Raw genomic sequence first — 18987 nt, 5'->3', positions numbered from 1 at the left:
TCGCGCAAATATTTAGCGCGCAAGATAAATTTTTGAGAAAGTTTGTTGAATCGAGATCGATGGACGAGCCGTTCGGCAGGAGAGCCCTGAGTTAGAGCGGTGCGCCAGAATTTTTCAGCTATGAATATTTTTGTGAAGCCACCAAAAACAAAAGTGGGAGCGAGCTTGCTCGCGATGTCGGTAATGTCACCCAGCAAATAACTGCCTGATGCACCGCCATCGCGAGCAAGCTCGCCCCCACAAGGGTTGTAGGGTGATCTGAAAGCTAGAGGCTTTCCTGAAGATGGCTGCGCAGTTCCTGCAGATCATTCTGCAGTTTCTGCAATTGCTGAATCGTCTGCCCACTCGCGCCAAGAATGCACTGCGGAATCCCTCGGGCCTTCTCGCTCAACGCCCGGCCTTGCTCGGTCAGCTCGACGATCACCACTCGTTCATCCTCGCGACTGCGAGTCCGGCTAAGTAATCCCTCGACTTCCAGACGCTTGAGCAACGGGGTCAACGAGCCCGGATCGGTCAGCAGTCGCGTGCTGATTTCTCCTACGGTCAAACCGTCCCGTTCCCACAACACCAGCATCGCCAGGTACTGCGGATAGGTCAGGCCCAGCGCTTGCAGCAATGGCTTGTAAACCTTGGTCATCAGCAGTGAAGTCGAATGCAGGGCGAAGCAGACCTGATTGTCCAGCAGCAGGTGGTCGCAGGTATCCGGGTTGTCGCGTTTGGTGGTCATCGCAAAGCCTTGATCTGTCATCGTCATGAATCTAGCGGTCGAATCTTTAATGCGCCAGATAATTCTCGGTCAGTAACCCGCCAGCGTGCCTTGCAGCGCCAGGTCCCACGGCGCAATCGGGCTGAAGCGGGTTTTCAGGTATTCCAGCAACAGCCGACTGCGCGAACTGGCCTGCTGCTCCAGGCGCAACGCGTAAATGCCGGCGGTTTCCGGTTTCGGCAGGCCGTTTTCGCAGAACAGCGGCAGCAGTTCGCCCCGCAGCAAATATTCGCTGGCCAGCCACGTCGGCAGATGTGCGATGCCAAGCCCGGCGAGCGCGCCACAGACCAGCGCCTCGGCATTATTGGCGCTCATGCGAATGCGCGCCGGGCGATGCAATTGCATCCGACCCTGTTGTTCGAAACGCCAGGCGAAGGGCGGGGCGAGGCCGTCCCAGTCGAGGCCATCGTGTTCGATCAACTGCGCCGGATCGGTCGGCACGCCACGACGTTTCAGATAGTCAGGGCTGGCGCAGGCAATGCGCACCATGTTCGCCAGCGGCGTTGCCACCAGCCGCGTGTCGGCCATCTGCCCGGCGCGTAGCACCAGATCGACCTTGCCCAGGTTCAAACCCTGCATGTCGACAAAACTGTCGATCAAATGCAATTGCACGTCGAGGCCCGGATACAGCATCAGGAAATCGGCGATCACCGGCGCCAGATGTCGTCGCCCGAACGCGGCGGGCGCATCCACCCGAATCAGCCCTTCAGGCGCGCTGCTCAGCGACACCGCTTCCGCCCGCGCCAGGCGCAATTCGGCGACGATCCGCCGCGCGCGCTCGGCAAATGCCAGGCCGGCCGGCGTCGCGCGCACCGCGTGAGTGCTGCGCAGAAATAACTGGCTGCCGACCGCGCTTTCGAGGCTGTCGATGCGCCTCGCCACCGCCGATGGCGTCAGCGGATGCCGCCGTGACGCAGCAGAAAAACTGCCGGTTTCCAGCACATCGAGAAACAGCCCGAGCTGGTCGGTCAATTGATTGGGATTCATATTTATCAACGCTTATGCGAAATCGGCACAGCCATTGTGCGTTGCTGTGCGTTTCCCCGCTAGCGTCGACTGCGTAGGATGCAAGGCCTGACGAGAGGAATTGGCTGTGGTTGAGTTTGTGCTTTATCTGATTTTTGGCGCCGCGCTCGGTACTTTGGGTGGCTTGTTCGGAATCGGCGGTGGTCTGATCGCGATTCCGTTGCTCGGTGTGCTGTGCGGGCTCGATCAACAAATCGCCCAAGGCACGGCGCTGGTGATGGTCGTGCCCAACGTGATGCTGGCGCTGTGGCGTTATCACCAGCGCAACCGGATCGAATTGCGCCACGCGTTGCCGTTGGCCTCGATGGGATTCTGCTTTGCCTGGCTCGGTTCGATCTGGGCGGTGGGCATCGACGCGCAAACCATGCGCGTAGGATTTGTCGCGTTCCTAGTGGCGTTGTCCGCCTACAACCTTGTGCGAATGTTTACCGCCAACGCGCCGGCGTCCACGCAGATGAAATATTCCTGGCCATGGCTCGGCGTGCTGGGCGCGGCGTCCGGGACCATGGGCGGATTGTTCGGCGTCGGTGGCGCGGTGGTGGCGACGCCGGTGCTGACCAGCCTGTTCGGCACTACGCAAGTAGTCGCTCAAGGCTTGTCGCTGGCGCTGGCCTTGCCGAGCACCGGGGTCACGCTAGTGACTTACGCGGTGCATCATCAAGTGCATTGGATGATCGGTTTGCCGTTGGCCATCGGCGGGCTGATGAGCATCAGTTGGGGTGTGAAAATTGCTCACGCCATGCCGGAACGGCTGCTGCGCGGGCTGTTCTGCGGTTTTCTGGTGTTTTGTGCGGTGATGCTCGCGTTTAAAGTTTGAAGCCTTCGACGATGTGCTCGGCCAGGCATTCGGTGATCGGCGACGGATTGTGCAGGTTGCGCACGAGCATGATGCAAGCCTCGGGCAGCAGCGGCAGGTCTTCGGCGGCGCCGAGGATGCGCATGTCCGGGGTGATCAGGCTTTCCAGTTGCGCGGTCACTGCCAGACCGGCGCTGACCACCGCCATCAACGCCGACAGGCTCGAACTGTTGTAGGCAATGCGGTAATCGCGGCCCATCGCGTCCAGCGCATTGCACGCCCACAAGCGGCAGAAACAATCACTGTTGAACATCGCCAGCGGCAACGGCGTCTGCTCGTGGGCGCTGAAACATTGCGCCTCGGCCCAGACAAAACGCTCCTTGCGCAGCAATTGGCCGATCTCGGTGCCGGGCTCGCGGGTGACGATCGACAGGTCCAGATCCTGGCGCTGCAACAGTTGCCGGGTCGATTCGCAATGCACCTCGATCTGGATCAGCGGATAGAACTTGGCGAAGCGCGAGAGAATCCCCGGCAGAAAACGCATCACGTAATCGTCCGGCGTGCCGATGCGCACCGTGCCGACCATGTGCGGCTCGCGCAGGGTATTGAACACTTCGCTGTGCAATTTGAGGATGCGCCGCGCGTAGCCGAGCAACACCTGGCCCTCGGCGGTCAGCTTGACCTGGCGTCCGTCGCGCTCGAACAGCTGGCGCTGCAACACGTCTTCTTCCAGGCGTTTCATCTGCATGCTCACCGCCGACTGTGTGCGGTTGACCATCTCGCCGGCGCGGGTGAAGCCGCCCAAATCGGCGATGGCGACGAAGGTACGCAGGACATCGGTATCGATACTGGGGAACGCCGACATTCATCAATCTCCGAGATGTATTGCATCAGAAACATTCGTTGGATTGATCTTAGCTGCGGCGCGAGACTTGAGCCATCCCTAAAGGAGGGCGACATGATGAAAGGTCAACACGAACATGTAACGGACGAAAAATTCTCAATCCACGCAGTTTCCGATTTGCTGCACAAGTTTAGCCGCTGGTACGAACTTCACCGCGAACGCGAGATGTTGGCAAGCCTGAGCGATGAGGCACTCAAAGACATTGGCGTCAGTCGTGCGGATGTCGAGCACGAGTCAGTGCGGCCATTCTGGGACGATCCGATGCACAAATGACCGACGCACCAATGATCAGGCGATTGATACACAAACACTTCTCCATTGAGGTAGGTTGCGAGCAGACAAGGAGATGCTCATGCCCGCAATACTGTCCTCTTCCAAACTGTCTTTTTCCAACAAGCAGGCTCGACGTCTGGCACTGGCGGCCCAAGGATTTAACGGGCGCCAGCCGCCAGCGACGATCAAAGCACTGCAGCTCAACCGGTTGATCGAACGTCTGGGCGTCCTGCAGATCGATTCCGTCAATGCGTTAGTGCGCTCGCACTACCTTCCGTTGTTTTCCCGTCTTGGCACTTATTCTTCCGAGTTGCTCGACCAGGCTGCCTGGAGTACGGGCCGGCGCCGCACGTTGTTCGAATATTGGGGCCACGAAGCGTCGCTGCTGCCGCTGTCGATGTACCCGCTGATGCGCTGGCGCATGGCGCGGGCGGCGCGCGGCGAAGACATCTATCAGCAACTCGCGCGTTTTGGCCGGGAACAGCAGGACACCATTCGCCGCGTATTGGCGTCGGTCGAGAAGCTCGGCGCATTGGGTGCGGGCAGTTTGTCGACGCGTCAGGAGCGCGCCGGGCCATGGTGGGATTGGTCGGCGGAGAAGCATGCGCTGGAATGGCTGTTTGCTGCGGGCGAAGTAACGGTCGCCGGGCGCCGTGGTTTTGAACGACTTTATGATTTGCCGGAACGGGTGATTCCATCGGCGATCCTGCAGCAGCCTTTACTCAGCGAAGCCGAGGCGCAGCGAGATTTGTTGCTGCACGCGGCGAACGCCTTGGGCGTGGCCACGGAAAAAGACCTGCGCGATTATTTTCGGCTGAACCCCGGCGATGCCCGACCGCGTTTGGCTGAGCTGGTGGAGGCGGGCGCGTTGCTGGCGTGCGAAGTCGAGGGCTGGCGCCAACCGGCGTACTGTCTGCCGGAGCCGAGCGTGCCGCGTAAAGTCGAGGCCAGCGCCTTGCTGTCGCCGTTCGATTCGCTGATCTGGGAGCGCAGCCGCACCGAGCGTTTGTTCGATTTTCGCTATCGACTGGAGATTTACACGCCGCAAATCAAGCGGGTCTACGGCTATTACGTCTTGCCGTTTTTGCACAATGAACGGATCGCCGCGCGCGTGGATTTGCGTGCAGAACGGGCAGCGGGGCGCTTGGCGGTGCATGCCGTGCATGAGGAAGAGCCGGGGCTGGACGAGGCGGGGATGGTGGCGTTGGCCGTCAATTTGCGGCGGATGGCGGATTGGCTGGGATTGGCGCAGGTGCAGCTCAATTGTCAGCGAGTGAGTGCGGCGCGGTTAAGAGTGGCGTTGGCACAGATTGGCGGTGCCTGAGCGCACGTCATCGCGAGCAAGCTCGCTCCCACAAGGGATCGCGTAATCCTGTGGGAGCATGGCTTGCCCGCGATAGCGTCAACGCGGTCTAGCGCCGCACTTGCTTCAGTGTTTCAGCAATCAAAAACGCCAGTTCCAGCGACTGATCGGCATTCATCCGTGGGTCGCAATGGGTGTGGTAGCGGTCCGACAAGCCATCCTCGGTAATCGGCCGCGCGCCGCCGATGCACTCGGTGACGTTCTGCCCGGTCATCTCGATGTGAATGCCGCCGGCGTAGGTGCCTTCCGCTTCATGCACCTGGAAGAACTGCTTCACCTCGCCAAGAATCTGCGCAAAGTCGCGGGTCTTGTAGCCGCTGCTGGCCTTGATCGTGTTGCCGTGCATCGGGTCCGAGCTCCAGAGCACCTTTTTGCCTTCACGCTCGACAGCGCGAATCAGTTGCGGCAAATGATCGCCGACCTTGTTCGCACCCATCCGCGCAATCAGGTTCAGCCGGCCCGGATCGTTGTCCGGGTTAAGCACGTCGATCAGGCGGATCAGGTCTTCAGGGTTCATGCTCGGGCCGACTTTGACCCCGATCGGGTTGTTCACGCCGCGCAGGAATTCGACGTGGGCGCCGTCGAGCTGACGGGTGCGGTCGCCGATCCACAGCATGTGCGCCGAACAATCGTAGTAATCGTTGGTCAGGCTGTCGCGGCGCACGAACGCTTCTTCGTAATTCAGCAGCAGCGCTTCGTGGGCAGTGAAGAAACTGGTTTCGCGCAATTGCGGCGAGCTGTCCATGCCGCAGGCGCGCATGAATGCCAGGGTTTCATCGATGCGATCGGCGAGGTGGCTGTACTTCTCGGCCAGGGCCGAGTTGGCGATGAAATCCAGGTTCCATTTATGCACTTGATGCAGGTCGGCGAAACCGCCCTGGGCAAAGGCGCGCAGCAGGTTCAGGGTCGCGGTGGACTGGTGATAGGACTGCAGCAGACGTTCCGGGTCCGGCACGCGGCTTTTTTCGTCGAAACCGATGCCGTTGACGATGTCGCCACGGTAGGCCGGCAGGGTCACACCGTCGATGGTCTCGTCGTTGGCCGAACGCGGTTTGGCGAACTGGCCGGCCATGCGCCCGACTTTGACCACCGGGCAACCGGCGGCAAACGTCATGACAATGGCCATTTGCAGGAGGACTTTGAAGGTGTCGCGGATTTTCGCGGCGGAGAACTCGGCGAAGCTTTCGGCACAGTCGCCGCCCTGCAGCAGAAACGCGCGGCCCTGGGTCACTTCGGCAAACTGACGACGCAACTCCCGGGCTTCACCGGCAAACACCAGCGGCGGATAGCTGGCCAACGTTTGCTCGACCTGCGCCAGATGCGCGGCGTCGGGGTAACGGGGTTGTTGCTGGATCGGCAAAGCACGCCAGCTGTCAGGGCTCCAGGGTTGGCTCATCACGGTCTCTAGTGTTTACGCACGGGGCGCTCATGTTATCAGCAATTAGTGCGTGACCTGTTCCCGTCGCTTCGCCGACAATCGCGCCTTTGCCGCTTCATGTTGCGGCGTGTTGCGTTGCTGTTGACCCGAATGCGGGGCCGGCAACGATCAGGAGATGAAATGACTGAGGAGCGCGTCGAGCATTTGCTCGCCGAGGTACAGGATGAGTTCGGCGTGATTCGCGTGCTGGAAGTGGCCGATTACCGTTTTCTCGAATTCGGCGACGCCATCGAGCAAAGCTGCGTGTTTACCGCTGATCCGAGCTGGCTGGAATACGATTACACCCGCGCGATGCTGATCGGCGCGTTGTGCCACGAGCAGCCGGACAGCGCGTTGTTCCTCGGTCTGGGCGCGGGTACGCTGACCCAGGCCTGCCTCAGGTTCCTGCCGCTGGAAGACGTCGAAGCGATCGAACTGCGCCCCGACGTGCCGCGCCTGGCCATCGAATACCTTGGGCTCGACGATGATCCGCGGCTATACATCCGCGTCGGCGATGCGCTGGAACTGCTGGAAACGGCTGAGCCGGCGGACCTGATTTTTGTCGACCTGTATACCGACGTCGGGCCGGGTGTCGGGCATTTGGCTTGGGGGTTTTTGGAAAACTGTCAGAAACGCCTGAATCCGGGTGGCTGGCTGGTGATCAATCAGTGGGCGACGGACGACGGCAAGCCATTGGGCGCGGCGCTGTTTCGCGGCTTGTATAACCGCCATTACTGGGAACTGCCGGTGAAGGAGGGCAATGTGATTCTGATTGTGCCTTCTGACCTCGATCAAGAGCTGGAGATGGACGGACTGATCGCCCGTGCCGAGGGGCTGGCGCCGCGTTTGGGGTATTCGTTGTTGTCGTTGATCAAGGCGATTCGCCCGGCGACATAGTGTGGTGTGTGTATTGGCATCATCGCGGGCAAGCCATGCTCCCACAGAGAGATAGGCAACCTGTGGGAGCAAGGCTTGCCCGCGATGGCTTTCTACCAGTCAATACAGACCTCAAATCCCTTTGAAAACCCCGGGCCGCTTCTCGATCATCGACCGCACACCTTCCCGCGCATCCTCGCTGGCCAGCAACTTCTTCACCATCGGCGGCAATGCCTGCGCCGCCGCGACTTCCCCTTCATAACGCGCCTGCCGCGCCGACATCAATGTCGCCTGAACCCCCAGCGGTGCCTGCCGCGCGATGCGTTCCGCCAATTCAATGGCGCGCGGCAGCAGGTCCTCGCTGGCCATGACTTCCTGCACCAGACCCAAACGCAGCGCATCATGCGCATCAAACTCATCGCCGGTCAGCAGCCAGCGCATCGCGTTGCCCCAACCAGCGAGCTGATGCAGGCGCAACGTGGCGCCGCCGAACGGGAAAATCCCGCGCTGCACTTCCATCTGCGCGAAGCGGGTATTGCTCGCGCAGAGGTTGATGTCGGCCGCCAGCATCAGCTCGATGCCAATCGTCAGGCAATAACCTTGCGCGGCGACGATCACCGGTTTGCTGACACGCGGCCCGGCGAACACGCCCCACGGATCGCAGCCGCCGGGTGGCGCCTGCCAGCCTTCGGCGAGGGCGGCGCTGGCGTTGATCAGGTCGAGCCCGGCGGTAAAGTGCTCGCCGTGGGCGAACACCACGGCCACCCGCGCCTCGGCGTCGGCTTCGAATTCGCCGTAGGCGAGGCTCAGCGCATTCAGCAGGTCGAGGTCGAACGCATTGCGCTTGGCCACCCGGTCGAGGCCCAGCAACAAGACATGACCACGGCGCTCACGGCTGACACGGCTGGCAACAGACTGATTCATGGCGCATTTCCTCGGGCGGGAAGGGGGGCGGGTGAGTACGGCAAGACCAAAGGTCGGGACACCTCGGGTGAATCGTTTTAGCGCCATCGCCAGCAGGGCCGGGCCTTTGAAAAATAGACGCTTGCGCGATTATCCGCAAAGTCTGTGACACAACCGTGTATCCGTCAGTTTTCCGACAAATAATGCTCCCTTTTTGGGCGAATTCCGGTATAGTGCGCGCCGGCCTTTAACCGGGCCGCGTTTAGGTAGCGCAATTCCCCGAAGTCAGCTTCGGCTGCACGTCCGCACAGCGGACTCTCCCTTGACGAATCTTTTTCATTCATTCGTTTTCGCAAATCCCCGCCGACAAAGCAGCCAGGGCGACTCTTGAGTCTTACACGGCATGCGCAGCTTTGGAGCATGGGTCTTTGCGGATGCACTTAGAGGCAGACCCATGACCCAGGAAACCGGCGGCTTCGCCGCTTTTAATCTCGATCCGAACATTCTTGCAGCCGTCATTGCGACTGGCTACGAAGAACCTTCGGCGATTCAGCAGCAATCGATCCCGATCATCATGGCCGGCCAGGACATGATTGGCCAAGCGCAAACCGGTACCGGTAAAACCGCCGCGTTCGCACTGCCTATTCTGCATCGCATCGATCCTGCCAAGCGCGAGCCGCAAGCCCTGATCCTGGCGCCAACCCGTGAGTTGGCGCTGCAAGTAGCAACCGCTTTCGAAACCTACGCCAAGCAAATGCCGGGCGTTACCGTTGTGGCCGTTTACGGCGGCGCCCCGATGGGCCCACAACTGAAAGCAATCCGTAATGGCGCACAGATCGTTGTCGCCACTCCGGGCCGTCTGTGCGACCACCTGCGTCGTGACGAAAAAGTCCTCGCTACCGTGAACCACCTGGTTCTCGACGAAGCGGACGAAATGCTCAAACTCGGTTTCATGGACGACCTGGAAGTCATTTTCAAGTCGTTGCCTGCAACCCGTCAGACCGTATTGTTCTCGGCGACCCTGCCGCAGTCGATCCGCGCGATTGCCGAGCGTCACCTGCGTGATCCGCAGCACGTGAAAATCCAGACCAAGACTCAGACCGTTACCGCGATCGAACAGGCTCACCTGTTGGTTCACGCTGACCAGAAGACCTCGGCTGTATTGAGCCTGCTGGAAGTCGAAGACTTCGACGCCCTGATCATGTTCGTGCGCACCAAGCAAGCGACCCTGGACCTGGCCAGTGCCCTGGAAGCCAAAGGCTACAAAGCCGCTGCGCTGAACGGTGACATTGCTCAGAACCAACGTGAGCGCGTGATCGAATCCCTCAAGGATGGCCGTCTGGACATCGTTGTGGCGACCGACGTTGCCGCCCGTGGCCTGGACGTTCCGCGCATCACTCACGTGTTCAACGTTGACATGCCGTACGACCCAGAGTCCTACGTTCACCGTATCGGCCGTACTGGCCGCGCCGGTCGCGAAGGTCGTGCACTGCTGCTGGTGACTCCACGTGAGCGCCGCATGCTGCAAGTGATCGAGCGTGTAACCGGGCAGAAAGTTGCCGAAGTTCGCCTGCCGGACGCACAAGCTGTTCTCGATGCACGCATCAAGAAATTGACCAACAGCCTGTCGCCACTGGTTGCCGATGCCGAATCGACTCACGGCGATCTGCTTGATCGCCTGACCGCCGACATCGGTTGCACCCCGCGTGCACTGGCCGCTGCTCTGCTGCGCAAGGCCACCAACGCTCAGGCGTTGACCCTGGCTGCAATCGAGAAAGAACGTCCACTGGTGCCGAACAACGCACCGCGTGGCGATCGTCCAGAGCGTACCGGTGATCGTCCGGACCGTGGTGATCGTGAGCGTCGTGCTCCGGTTGCATTGGCCGAAGGTCGTGCACGTTGCCGTACCGCGCTGGGCGCGCGTGATGGTATCGCTGCGAAAAACCTGCTGGGCGCCATCCTCAATGAAGGTGGTCTGGCTCGCGAAGCAATCGGTCGCATCCAGGTGCGTGACAGCTTCAGCCTCGTCGAGCTGCCGGAAGATGGTCTGGAAAAACTCCTGACCAAGTTGAAGGACACTCGCGTTGCTGGCAAGCAGTTGAAGCTGCGTCGCTACCGCGAAGATTGATCGGCTCTTGAGCTGATTGATCGAACATAAAAAATCCCCGACTGGTTCGGGGATTTTTTTGGCCTGCTGTTTGTGCCTGGCTGAAGACCCTGTGTCCCCATCGCGAGCAGGCTCACTCCTACACGGGCAATGCATTCCAGTGTAGGAGTGAGCCTGCTCGCGATGGCCGCACCTCGGTCCATCGGTCAGCCAAAGCGATAAATGTCCATGCCCAACGCGCCCATGGTGAACCCCTGGTGGGCAATCGCGAATTCACCGCCCGCGCCGCGCGCAAAGTACAGCGGCAGCAAATGCTCGTCACTCGGATGATTGCGCGCGGCGTTCGGCGCTTGCTGGCGATAATCGTGCAGCGCCGCTTCATCGTTTGCCGCAAGTTTTTCAATCATCCAGTCGCGGAACACCTTGGCCCACGGCTCGACGCTCTCCGGACCGGCGTGCCAGTCCAGTTCGCGCAAGTTGTGAGTGATGCTGCCGGAACCGATCAGCAGCACGCCATGCTCGCGCAAACTCTGCAGCGCCTGGCCGACATGTGTTTGCAGCGCCGGGCCGCCACGGGTCGGCAGTGAGACTTGCACCACCGGAATATCCGCCAGCGGGTACATCAACGACAGCGGCACCCAAACCCCGTGATCCAAAGGCCGATTGGCATCGATGCGCGCCGGCAGGTCATTGGCGTTCAACAACTCGACCACCTCGGCCGCCAGTTGCGGATCGCCCGGCGCCGGGTATTGCACCTCGAACAGGGCTTTGGGGAAGCCGCCGAAGTCGTGCCAGGTTTGCGGTTGTGGATTGCCGCTGACCAGCAACTCGTTGCTTTCCCAGTGCGCCGACACAATCACAATGGCTTTGGGCTTGGGCAACTGCGCTGCGAGGCGCGTCAGGGCAGGGCCACTTTCGCCAGGTTCGAGCGCCAACATCGGCGAACCATGGGATATGTACAGGCTGGGGAACATGAAAGAGCTCCTGAGGGGTAAGATGGCGACATCTTCAGTCAGATCATTGATCTAAATCTAATATAAGTTTTAGCGTCTTTTGATCGAATTTTCGGGATTAATTATGCAGCCGGAGTTTTGGCACAAGCGGTGGACGTCGAATCAGATCGGCTTTCACCTGCCGGAAGTGAATCCATATCTGCAACGGTACTGGCCGCAACTTGGCCTGGAAGAGGGCGCGCGGGTATTGGTGCCGCTGTGTGGGAAAAGCCTGGACCTGTTGTGGCTGGCCAAATGCGGGCACGAGGTGTTGGGCGTCGAGTTATCGGAAAAAGCCGTGGAGGACTTTTTCCACGAGCATCAATTTGATCCGGACGTCAGCGATCAAGGCCCGTTCACCGTCTATCGCGCGGGCTCCATCGAAATCTGGTGTGGTGACTTCTTCGCGTTGACTCCCGGCGATGTCGCCGATTGCAGCGCGCTGTACGACCGTGCGGCGCTGATTGCACTGCCGCCGAAGATGCGCGAGCAATACGCCGAGCACCTGACGCGGATTCTGCCGAAGGATTCGCTGGGATTGCTGATCACTCTCGACTACGACCAGATCCAGAAGGACGGCCCGCCGTTTGCGGTACTCGATGATGAAGTGCAGCGACTGTTCAGCGCGTCGTGGCAATTGAAGATTCTCGAAGACCAGGATGTGCTGGGCGAGAGCGTGAAGTTTGTCGAGAGCGGGGTAACGCGGCTGGAAGAGCGGATTTATCGGGTTTCCACACATTAAGGTGTGCTGACTTCACTGCCCCCCATCGCGAGCAGGCTCGCTCCTACAATTGAATGCGTTGAATCACATCTCTGTGATCGAACACAAATCCACTGTAGGAGCGAGCCTGCTCGCGAAGGGGCCCGAAAGCAAACCACACAGCTATGCAGACAAAAAAAAGGCCCGCATTCAATGCGGGCCTTTCATTTATGGCGAAGCCTCTCAGCCCCGGCGACGCAGCGCGTCAATGCGCTCTTCCAGCGGCGGGTGGCTCATGAACATACGAGCAAACCCTTGCTTGATGCCGCCGTTGATGCCGAACGCGCTCAAGGTGTCCGGCATGTGCACCGGCAAGCCCTGTTCGGCCCGCAGGCGTTGCAACGCGCCGATCATCGAGTTGGTTCCGGCCAGACGAGCGCCGGCTTCATCGGCGCGGAATTCGCGTTTGCGCGAGAACCACATGACGATCGAACTCGCCAGAATACCCAGCACCAGCTCCGCGAAGATCGTCGCCACGTAATAGGCGATGCCTTGGCCTTCCTCGTTCTTGAAAATTACCTTGTCGACGAAGTTGCCGATGATCCGCGCGAAGAACATCACGAAGGTGTTCACCACGCCTTGAATCAGCGCCAGGGTGACCATGTCACCGTTGGCAACGTGGCCGATTTCGTGGGCCAGCACGGCTTTCACTTCATCCGGCGAGAACCGCTCGAGCAAACCCTGGCTGACCGCGACCAGCGCGTCGTTCTTGTTCCAGCCAGTGGCGAACGCGTTGGCCTCGTAGGCTGGGAAAATCCCGACCTCGGGCATCTTGATCCCGGCTTCGCGCGACAGTTGTTCAACGGTCTGCAGCAGCCATTGTTCGTGACGGGTGCGCGGCTGGCTGATGATCTGGGTGCTGGTGCTCATCTTCGCCATCCACTTGGAGATGAACAGCGAGAACAGCGAACCGGCAAAACCAAACACAGCACAGAAAATCAGCAGCTGATTGAGGTTGAGATCAACCCCGTTGGCCGCCATGAACCCGTTGAAGCCGAAAAGGCTCAGGGTGATGCTGGCTATCAGCACGACCGCCAGGTTAGTGGCCAAAAACAGCAGGATGCGCATCATGGTTGTAGAAATCTCCTCATGCTAAAGATGTAGCGTACTGCGGGGTATATAAGGTGCTGCATCGTGCTATTCAACCGAGTGACTATTTCAAACTGTGTCCTACAGCAATGGTTCAGCATCGTGCAGGACATTTCCTGCGCAGTTGCAGGAAAAGTTCGTCAACCGATTGACCTGCAAACCCCAGTCTTTATTAGGCGCGAACGCAAAATTCGTCACCTGACAGCGGTGACAAGCAGAAAGGGTGGCTGTGGCCAGAGATGTGTTGCTGAATCAATCACCGTGCGACAAAAATTGACGTCGCACGGCGGATTTCAGCTTACTGGCGATAGGTCTTGAGAAAGTTGCCGATGCGACCGATGGCCTGATCTAGCTCGTCGACGCGGGGCAGGGTGACGACGCGGAAGTGATCCGGCCATGGCCAGTTGAACGCCGTGCCCTGAACCACCAACAGCTTTTCGGAGAGCAGCAGGTCGAGCACGAACTTCTCGTCGTTGTGAATCGGGCAGACTTTCGGGTCGATCCGCGGGAACGCATACAGCGCGCCCATCGGTTTGACGCAAGTCACGCCGGGGATGTCGTTGAGCAATTCCCACGTGCGGTTGCGCTGTTCCAGCAAACGCCCTTGCGGCAACACCAGGTCATTGATGCTTTGATATCCACCGAGCGCAGTCTGAATCGCGTGCTGGCTCGGGACGTTGGCACACAGGCGCATGTTGGCCAGCATATCGATGCCTTCGATGTAGCTCTGGGCGTGGTGTTTTGGCCCGGAAATGGCGATCCAGCCTGAACGGAAACCCGCCACGCGGTACGACTTCGACAGCCCGTTGAAGGTCAGGCACAGCAGATCCGGCGCCAGCGACGCGGTGCAGATGTGCACGGCATCGTCGTACAGAATCTTGTCGTAGATCTCGTCGGAGAACACCACCAGATTGTGCGAGCGCGCCAGTTCGAGCATGCCCAGCAACACTTCTCGGGAGTACACCGCGCCCGTCGGGTTGTTCGGGTTGATGATCACCAGGGCCTTGGTGTTCGGGGTGATCTTGGCTTTGATGTCGGCCAGGTCCGGAAACCAGTCGGCGCCTTCGTCGCACAGGTAATGCACCGGGTTGCCGCCCGCCAGACTGACAGCGGCGGTCCACAATGGATAGTCGGGCGCCGGCACCAGCACTTCGTCGCCATTGTTGAGCAACGCCTGCATCGACATCACGATCAGCTCGGACACGCCGTTGCCGAGGTAAATGTCCTCGATGCCGACGCCTTCGACCTGTTTCTGCTGGTAATACTGCATCACCGCTTTGCGTGCGCTGAACAGGCCTTTGGAATCGCTGTAGCCCTGGGCGGTCGGCAGGTTGCGGATAACGTCCTGGAGGATTTCATCCGGCGCTTCGAAACCAAAAGGCGCCGGGTTGCCGATGTTCAGCTTGAGGATGCGATGGCCTTCCTCTTCCAGGCGTTTGGCGTGCTTGAGCACTGGGCCGCGAATGTCGTAGCAGACGTTGGCGAGCTTGTTCGATTTGCTGACCTGCATGGCGATGTGTTCCCGAAAATGAACGATCCAGGCGGCGCGTGTACAACCGTACTGGGAATCCTGCGTGATGCGCACAGGCCTGACGCCTTCGAAGGCGACACTCATAATCCGTTTGAATGCGCGGGGACGGGCTGCCAGACTGGCGTTCGACGAGGCGCAATCATACGTGCCGCCCGATCCGTGGAAAAGGTACAGATCGGGCTTTTTCAGCTGCTGAGGTGTGATGATGGAAAAGTTGGAAAAAACCCTGGAAGAATGGCAGGCGATGCTCGATCCCGAGCAGTACAACGTGTGCCGCCTCAAGGGCACCGAACGGCCGTTTTCCGGCAAGTACAACGACAGCAAAGTCGACGGCGTTTACCACTGCATCTGCTGCAACGAGCCGTTGTTCGATTCGAAAACCAAGTTTGATTCCGGGTGCGGCTGGCCGAGTTTCTACGCGCCGATCGGCGACAGCGCGATGGTCGAGATCCGTGACGTCAGCCACGGCATGATCCGCACCGAAGTAGTGTGCGCCAAGTGCGACGCGCATTTGGGCCACGTATTCCCGGACGGCCCGCCGCCGACCGGCCTGCGTTATTGCATCAATTCGGTGTGCCTGGACCTGGTTCCCCGCGGATAACCCGAATCCCCCTGTAGGAGCGAAGCTTGCTCGCGAAGGCGTCTTAACATTCAACAATGATGTTGACTGATCCGACGTCTTCGCGAGCAAGCTTCGCTCCTACAGGGATTGGCGGGCGTTCTATTGATTTATTAAATTGCACACAATTCAATTGCTCGCTATGTTCAGCGCTTCTTCCTGCCTCTGGAGCCTCGAACCATGAGCGACAACCTGCTGAGCATCCCGGTGACCACCATCAAGGGTGAACAGAAAACCCTTTCCGACTTCGCCGGCAAAGCCTTGCTGGTGGTCAACACCGCGAGCAAGTGCGGTTTCACCCCGCAATACAAAGGCCTCGAACAGCTTTGGCAGACCTACAAGGACCAAGGCCTGGTGGTGCTCGGGTTTCCCTGCAATCAGTTCGGCAAACAGGAACCGGGCAACGAAGGCGCGATTTCCGAATTCTGTGAGTTGAATTACGGCGTGAGCTTTCCGTTGTTCAAGAAAATCGACGTCAATGGCTCCGACGCTCATCCGCTGTTCGTGCAATTGAAGAAACGCGCGCCGGGCCTGCTCGGTTCCGAAGGCATCAAGTGGAATTTCACCAAGTTCCTGATCGGCAAGAATGGCCAGTTGGTCAAGCGCTTCGCCCCGACCACCAAGCCGCAGGACATGAGCGCCGAGATCGAAGCCCTGCTCAAATGAACGAGATGTCCGCCGATGCGCTGAAACTCGACAGCCAGCTGTGTTTCAAGCTATATGCCGCTTCTCGGGCGGTGATTCGTGGCTATAAGCCGATGCTTGATCAACTCGGCCTGACGTATCCGCAATACCTGGCGATGCTGGTGTTGTGGGAATGGCAGGAAGCGGCGCCCGAGCAGCCGACCGTCAAGGCGTTGGGCGAACGCCTGGCGCTGGATTCCGGGACGCTGACGCCGTTGCTCAAACGCCTTGAACAACTGCAACTGGTGCAGCGCCAGCGTTCGGCGCGCGACGAGCGCGAAGTGCACTTGAGCCTGACGCCAACCGGCAAAGCCCTGCGCGAGCAGGTCGGGCCGCTCAAGGCGCGGCTGTTGTGCGACAGCGGCGTTGACCTGAATCGCCTGGACGAACTGCGCGACGGCCTCGACCATTTACTCGGGCAGATCAAGGCGCTGGGGTAGTCGGTATCCACAAGTCGAGCAGGGCGGCCAGTTCTTCGCGGCGAAACGGCTTGGCCAGATAGTCGCTCATGCCCGCCACCCGGCAGCGTTCGCGCTCTTCTGACATCGCGTTGGCCGTCAACGCGACAATCGGCAACTCGGGCCAGCGCCCGCTGCGGCGGATGTGGCGGCTGGCTTCGTAGCCGTCCATCACCGGCATGTTGCAGTCCATCAGCACCAAGTCGAATTCACCCACTTCCAGTTGATCCAGCGCTTCAGCGCCATGCGCTGCCACCACCACTTCGCAGCCGAGTTTGCCGAGCATGCCTTTGGCCACCAATTGATTGACTGGGTTGTCCTCAACCAGCAACACCCGGCCGCGCCGTTGCGGCGTCAGGGTTTCGAGGCGCGCATCGCTGCTGGTCGTGGTGTCCGGATGCAAAACCCGGCGCAGCGTCTGATACAAGGCGTTGCGCGCCAATGGTCGTGCTTGTTGCTGCAACGGCGCGAGCGCGGCGGCCTCTTCGCTGGGCATGAAACTGCCATAAGCGGTGACCAGCAGAATCGGCGCTTTCAGCGTCGCTCGCAGGTTGAACAGGCATTCCGGGCAGTCGGTGATCAGCACATCGGGCTCCAGACCGAGCATCGAGTCTTCGATCGAGCGCTGCTGATAATCAAGTCCCCACAAAGGCAACAAGCCTTTCAACAATTCGGCCAGGCCGCTGCTCGCCGCCGTGATCGCGACAATTTTGCCCTGTAGCGGCTGCGGCGCTATCGCGCGGGTGTGGCAGGGTAACGGCAAGTCGGCGCAAAACTGGCTGCCGAACCCGGCTTCGGAGCTAATGGTCAGCCGCCCCTGCATCGCTTCGCACAGGTTATAGGTCAGCGCCAGGCCCAGACCGGTGCCGCCAAACTGGCGGGTAATCCCGGCGCCGGCCTGGGTGAACGGCTGGAAGATTCTCACTTGCGCGTCCTGGGCGATGCCGATGCCGGTGTCGCAGACTTCGATGCGCACGCCGTCCTCAAACATCGAAAGTCGTACATCGACCCTGCCAAACCGGGTGAATTTCAGCGCGTTGGACAGCAGGTTGCTGACGATCTGCCGCACTCGTGTCGGGTCGCCGCTGACCAGCGCGGGGAATTGCGGATCGATCAGACACGTCAATTCGACGCTCGGCGCGGCGTTCTGCGAGAGCAGGTTGGCGGTGTCCTCGATCAGCGAGCCGAGATCGAACGGAATGTGCTCAAGCTCCAGTTGCCCGGCATCGAATTTCGACAGGTCGAGAATATCGTTGAGCAACTCGACCAGCACTTTGCCCGAGTCGTGCGCGATCGACAGTTGCTGCTGCTGCTCGGCATTCAGCGGGCCGTCGAGCGACAGCGCGATCATCCCCAGCAAACCGTTGAGCGGCGTGCGAATTTCGTGGCTCATGTTGGCGAGGAATGCCGAGCGCGCTTCGGCCATGTCCAGCGCGGTACTACGCGCGACTTCCAGTTCCTGATTGGATTGGCTGAGCCGGCTGTTGATCGCTTTCAGCTCGGCGGTGCGCGCCGAGACGATATTTTCCAGTTGCGCGAGGTAGTCGGTCAGGCGGTTTTCGGCGTTACGCCGTTGCTGGATTTCGGTGGCAATGTTTTCGAACTGTTGATTGGCGACTTTCACCAGCACGCCGATTTCATCGTTTTCATGCCCCGCCGGGTATTCGAGCCACGTCGGTTCGGCGCTGCGCGGATCGCGACCGCTGAGTTCGCGGATCACCCGCACCAACGGCTTGGTCAGCATCACGTAAAACAGCGCCAGCAGGATCCCGGTCAGGAGCAGGCTGCGCGCGAAACCGTTGAGCAAGGTCACTTCGGCCCGACGCAGAAAACGGCTGCCGAACGAGTAAGTGTCGACTTCCAGCTTCAATGTGCCGAGGGATTCCTCGGGCAAATGGTCGAGGTAGAGCCGATCCTGAAACTGCCGATTGGCGCCAAACAGGAAGTCGCTGATCACCCGATAGCCGCTTTGCTGGCCCTGGCGTTTGACGCTGGCGAGCACGGTGCCGGTGTTGTCGGTGAGTTGCGCGCTGATGATCGCCGGCGACCGCAGCAGGCCCATGGTCAGCTCTTGGGCGAGTTCGGCGTCGATGTTGTAGGCGATGCGCGATGCCGGGTTGTGGCTGATTTCCAGCAACGACAGGATTTCGCGGTTGATAGAGGCGTCTTCGCTGGCATAATCGATGCCTATTTGCAGCAGACTGAGCAATGTGCCCAGGATGAAACCGACCAGCACGGTCAGCCGGGCTTGTTTGTAAGACAGCCGGTGGGTGAACTTGATATCCATGGGGTGTTGAACCACTTCCGTTTCCCTTCGCTGCTCAAGCATAGTCGATCATGCATGGAAACCGATGGTGCCACGCTCGAGCCCTGTCGGGTTGAGCGAGTTGTTGAATGCTGTGTTGAGTCGCTGCTTTGCCATC

At 60.0% G+C, this 18987-nt stretch carries 18 protein-coding genes; 9 read left to right on the top strand and 9 right to left on the bottom strand.

From position 1 onward, the window contains the following. Nucleotides 1-265: 265 nt before the first annotated feature. Together FBY12_RS23650 and FBY12_RS23645 are read right to left on the bottom strand one after the other, a co-directional pair. Entirely contained in the window at nucleotides 266-727 is a 462-nt protein-coding gene (locus tag FBY12_RS23650; RefSeq protein ID WP_145256380.1) for a MarR family winged helix-turn-helix transcriptional regulator, read from the bottom strand. 69 nt (nucleotides 728-796) lie between these two features. Beyond that, complete coding sequence (locus FBY12_RS23645; RefSeq protein WP_145256377.1) at nucleotides 797-1753, bottom strand: LysR family transcriptional regulator; 957 nt, start codon at nucleotides 1751-1753, stop codon at nucleotides 797-799. Between the two features lie 106 nt (nucleotides 1754-1859). Here FBY12_RS23645 and FBY12_RS23640 point away from each other — a divergent pair, with 106 nt between their 5' ends. Beyond that, nucleotides 1860-2609 (top strand): sulfite exporter TauE/SafE family protein, encoded by a 750-nt coding sequence (locus FBY12_RS23640; protein WP_145256374.1) that lies wholly within the window; start codon nucleotides 1860-1862, stop codon nucleotides 2607-2609. On the opposite strand, the gene FBY12_RS23635 is transcribed toward FBY12_RS23640, so the two are convergent. Beyond that, complete coding sequence (locus tag FBY12_RS23635) at nucleotides 2599-3453, bottom strand: LysR substrate-binding domain-containing protein (protein ID WP_101209067.1); 855 nt, start codon at nucleotides 3451-3453, stop codon at nucleotides 2599-2601. The genes FBY12_RS23640 and FBY12_RS23635 overlap by 11 nt on opposite strands. A gap of 96 nt (nucleotides 3454-3549) precedes the next feature. On the opposite strand from FBY12_RS23635, the gene FBY12_RS23630 reads away from it, so the two are divergent. Next, nucleotides 3550-3765 carry a DUF1127 domain-containing protein gene (locus tag FBY12_RS23630; protein WP_092281698.1) on the top strand — a complete coding sequence of 72 codons (216 nt, stop codon included), beginning with the start codon at nucleotides 3550-3552 and terminating at the stop codon, nucleotides 3763-3765. A 79-nt stretch (nucleotides 3766-3844) separates the two neighbouring features. Next, nucleotides 3845-5089, top strand: coding sequence for a winged helix-turn-helix domain-containing protein (locus FBY12_RS23625; RefSeq protein WP_145256371.1), 1245 nt, complete (start codon nucleotides 3845-3847; stop codon nucleotides 5087-5089). Nucleotides 5090-5177: 88 nt separating this feature from the next. Here the strand turns inward: FBY12_RS23625 and FBY12_RS23620 are convergent, their stop codons facing one another. Further along, nucleotides 5178-6524 (bottom strand): class II 3-deoxy-7-phosphoheptulonate synthase, encoded by a 1347-nt coding sequence (locus tag FBY12_RS23620; protein ID WP_092279550.1) that lies wholly within the window; start codon nucleotides 6522-6524, stop codon nucleotides 5178-5180. A gap of 162 nt (nucleotides 6525-6686) precedes the next feature. Here FBY12_RS23620 and FBY12_RS23615 point away from each other — a divergent pair, with 162 nt between their 5' ends. Further along, on the top strand, nucleotides 6687-7442 hold the full coding sequence (locus FBY12_RS23615) for a spermidine synthase (protein WP_145256368.1): 756 nt from the start codon (nucleotides 6687-6689) through the stop codon (nucleotides 7440-7442). 111 nt (nucleotides 7443-7553) lie between these two features. Here the strand turns inward: FBY12_RS23615 and FBY12_RS23610 are convergent, their stop codons facing one another. Then, nucleotides 7554-8345, bottom strand: coding sequence for a crotonase/enoyl-CoA hydratase family protein (locus FBY12_RS23610; RefSeq protein WP_145256365.1), 792 nt, complete (start codon nucleotides 8343-8345; stop codon nucleotides 7554-7556). Nucleotides 8346-8778: 433 nt separating this feature from the next. Between FBY12_RS23610 and FBY12_RS23600 the strand changes: the two genes are divergently transcribed. Next, nucleotides 8779-10452, top strand: coding sequence for a DEAD/DEAH box helicase (locus FBY12_RS23600; RefSeq protein ID WP_121731482.1), 1674 nt, complete (start codon nucleotides 8779-8781; stop codon nucleotides 10450-10452). Between the two features lie 185 nt (nucleotides 10453-10637). Here the strand turns inward: FBY12_RS23600 and FBY12_RS23595 are convergent, their stop codons facing one another. Next, complete coding sequence (locus FBY12_RS23595) at nucleotides 10638-11405, bottom strand: class III extradiol ring-cleavage dioxygenase (RefSeq protein WP_145256362.1); 768 nt, start codon at nucleotides 11403-11405, stop codon at nucleotides 10638-10640. A 103-nt stretch (nucleotides 11406-11508) separates the two neighbouring features. On the opposite strand from FBY12_RS23595, the gene FBY12_RS23590 reads away from it, so the two are divergent. After that, nucleotides 11509-12165, top strand: coding sequence for a thiopurine S-methyltransferase (locus FBY12_RS23590; protein WP_121731480.1), 657 nt, complete (start codon nucleotides 11509-11511; stop codon nucleotides 12163-12165). Nucleotides 12166-12366: 201 nt separating this feature from the next. On the opposite strand, the gene htpX is transcribed toward FBY12_RS23590, so the two are convergent. Together htpX and FBY12_RS23580 are read right to left on the bottom strand one after the other, a co-directional pair. Then, a complete protein-coding gene (gene htpX, locus FBY12_RS23585; RefSeq protein ID WP_092279562.1) occupies nucleotides 12367-13254 on the bottom strand; it encodes a protease HtpX in 888 nt (295 codons plus the stop codon). Between the two features lie 316 nt (nucleotides 13255-13570). Further along, a complete protein-coding gene (locus tag FBY12_RS23580; protein WP_092281700.1) occupies nucleotides 13571-14782 on the bottom strand; it encodes a pyridoxal phosphate-dependent aminotransferase in 1212 nt (403 codons plus the stop codon). 226 nt (nucleotides 14783-15008) lie between these two features. On the opposite strand from FBY12_RS23580, the gene msrB reads away from it, so the two are divergent. The 3 genes from msrB (at nucleotide 15009) to FBY12_RS23565 (ending at nucleotide 16546) form a co-directional block, all read left to right on the top strand. Continuing rightward, entirely contained in the window at nucleotides 15009-15404 is a 396-nt protein-coding gene (gene msrB, locus FBY12_RS23575; protein ID WP_121731479.1) for a peptide-methionine (R)-S-oxide reductase MsrB, read from the top strand. A gap of 198 nt (nucleotides 15405-15602) precedes the next feature. Then, complete coding sequence (locus FBY12_RS23570) at nucleotides 15603-16088, top strand: glutathione peroxidase (protein ID WP_145256359.1); 486 nt, start codon at nucleotides 15603-15605, stop codon at nucleotides 16086-16088. Further along, nucleotides 16085-16546, top strand: a complete 462-nt coding sequence (locus FBY12_RS23565; RefSeq protein ID WP_145256356.1) for a MarR family winged helix-turn-helix transcriptional regulator — start codon at nucleotides 16085-16087, stop codon at nucleotides 16544-16546. Before FBY12_RS23570 ends, FBY12_RS23565 begins: the two co-directional genes overlap by 4 nt. Here FBY12_RS23565 and FBY12_RS23560 read toward each other — a convergent pair. Next, on the bottom strand, nucleotides 16530-18851 hold the full coding sequence (locus FBY12_RS23560; protein WP_145256353.1) for a response regulator: 2322 nt from the start codon (nucleotides 18849-18851) through the stop codon (nucleotides 16530-16532). The genes FBY12_RS23565 and FBY12_RS23560 overlap by 17 nt on opposite strands. Between the last annotated feature and the right edge of the window lie 136 nt (nucleotides 18852-18987).

Origin of the sequence: Pseudomonas sp. SJZ131 (genome assembly GCF_007828705.1) — a bacterium.
GTDB classification, from domain to species: Bacteria; Pseudomonadota; Gammaproteobacteria; order Pseudomonadales; family Pseudomonadaceae; genus Aquipseudomonas; species Aquipseudomonas prosekii.
Note: the sequence above shows the minus strand (reverse complement) of the source record. Positions and strands in the feature narration are given on the sequence as shown.

What these genes read in the sequence shown, in the direction of transcription:
- FBY12_RS23650 (WP_145256380.1), bottom strand. Translation starts at nt 727, where the DNA reads ATGACCACCAAACGCGACAACCCGGATACCTGCGACCACCTGCTGCTG.
- FBY12_RS23645 (WP_145256377.1), bottom strand. Translation starts at nt 1,753, where the DNA reads ATGAATCCCAATCAATTGACCGACCAGCTCGGGCTGTTTCTCGATGTG.
- FBY12_RS23635 (WP_101209067.1), bottom strand. Translation starts at nt 3,453, where the DNA reads ATGTCGGCGTTCCCCAGTATCGATACCGATGTCCTGCGTACCTTCGTC.
- FBY12_RS23630 (WP_092281698.1), top strand. Translation starts at nt 3,550, where the DNA reads ATGAAAGGTCAACACGAACATGTAACGGACGAAAAATTCTCAATCCAC.
- FBY12_RS23625 (WP_145256371.1), top strand. Translation starts at nt 3,845, where the DNA reads ATGCCCGCAATACTGTCCTCTTCCAAACTGTCTTTTTCCAACAAGCAG.
- FBY12_RS23620 (WP_092279550.1), bottom strand. Translation starts at nt 6,524, where the DNA reads ATGAGCCAACCCTGGAGCCCTGACAGCTGGCGTGCTTTGCCGATCCAG.
- FBY12_RS23615 (WP_145256368.1), top strand. Translation starts at nt 6,687, where the DNA reads ATGACTGAGGAGCGCGTCGAGCATTTGCTCGCCGAGGTACAGGATGAG.
- FBY12_RS23610 (WP_145256365.1), bottom strand. Translation starts at nt 8,345, where the DNA reads ATGAATCAGTCTGTTGCCAGCCGTGTCAGCCGTGAGCGCCGTGGTCAT.
- FBY12_RS23600 (WP_121731482.1), top strand. Translation starts at nt 8,779, where the DNA reads ATGACCCAGGAAACCGGCGGCTTCGCCGCTTTTAATCTCGATCCGAAC.
- FBY12_RS23595 (WP_145256362.1), bottom strand. Translation starts at nt 11,405, where the DNA reads ATGTTCCCCAGCCTGTACATATCCCATGGTTCGCCGATGTTGGCGCTC.
- FBY12_RS23590 (WP_121731480.1), top strand. Translation starts at nt 11,509, where the DNA reads ATGCAGCCGGAGTTTTGGCACAAGCGGTGGACGTCGAATCAGATCGGC.
- htpX (WP_092279562.1), bottom strand. Translation starts at nt 13,254, where the DNA reads ATGATGCGCATCCTGCTGTTTTTGGCCACTAACCTGGCGGTCGTGCTG.
- FBY12_RS23580 (WP_092281700.1), bottom strand. Translation starts at nt 14,782, where the DNA reads ATGCAGGTCAGCAAATCGAACAAGCTCGCCAACGTCTGCTACGACATT.
- msrB (WP_121731479.1), top strand. Translation starts at nt 15,009, where the DNA reads ATGGAAAAGTTGGAAAAAACCCTGGAAGAATGGCAGGCGATGCTCGAT.
- FBY12_RS23570 (WP_145256359.1), top strand. Translation starts at nt 15,603, where the DNA reads ATGAGCGACAACCTGCTGAGCATCCCGGTGACCACCATCAAGGGTGAA.
- FBY12_RS23565 (WP_145256356.1), top strand. Translation starts at nt 16,085, where the DNA reads ATGAACGAGATGTCCGCCGATGCGCTGAAACTCGACAGCCAGCTGTGT.
- FBY12_RS23560 (WP_145256353.1), bottom strand. Translation starts at nt 18,851, where the DNA reads ATGGATATCAAGTTCACCCACCGGCTGTCTTACAAACAAGCCCGGCTG.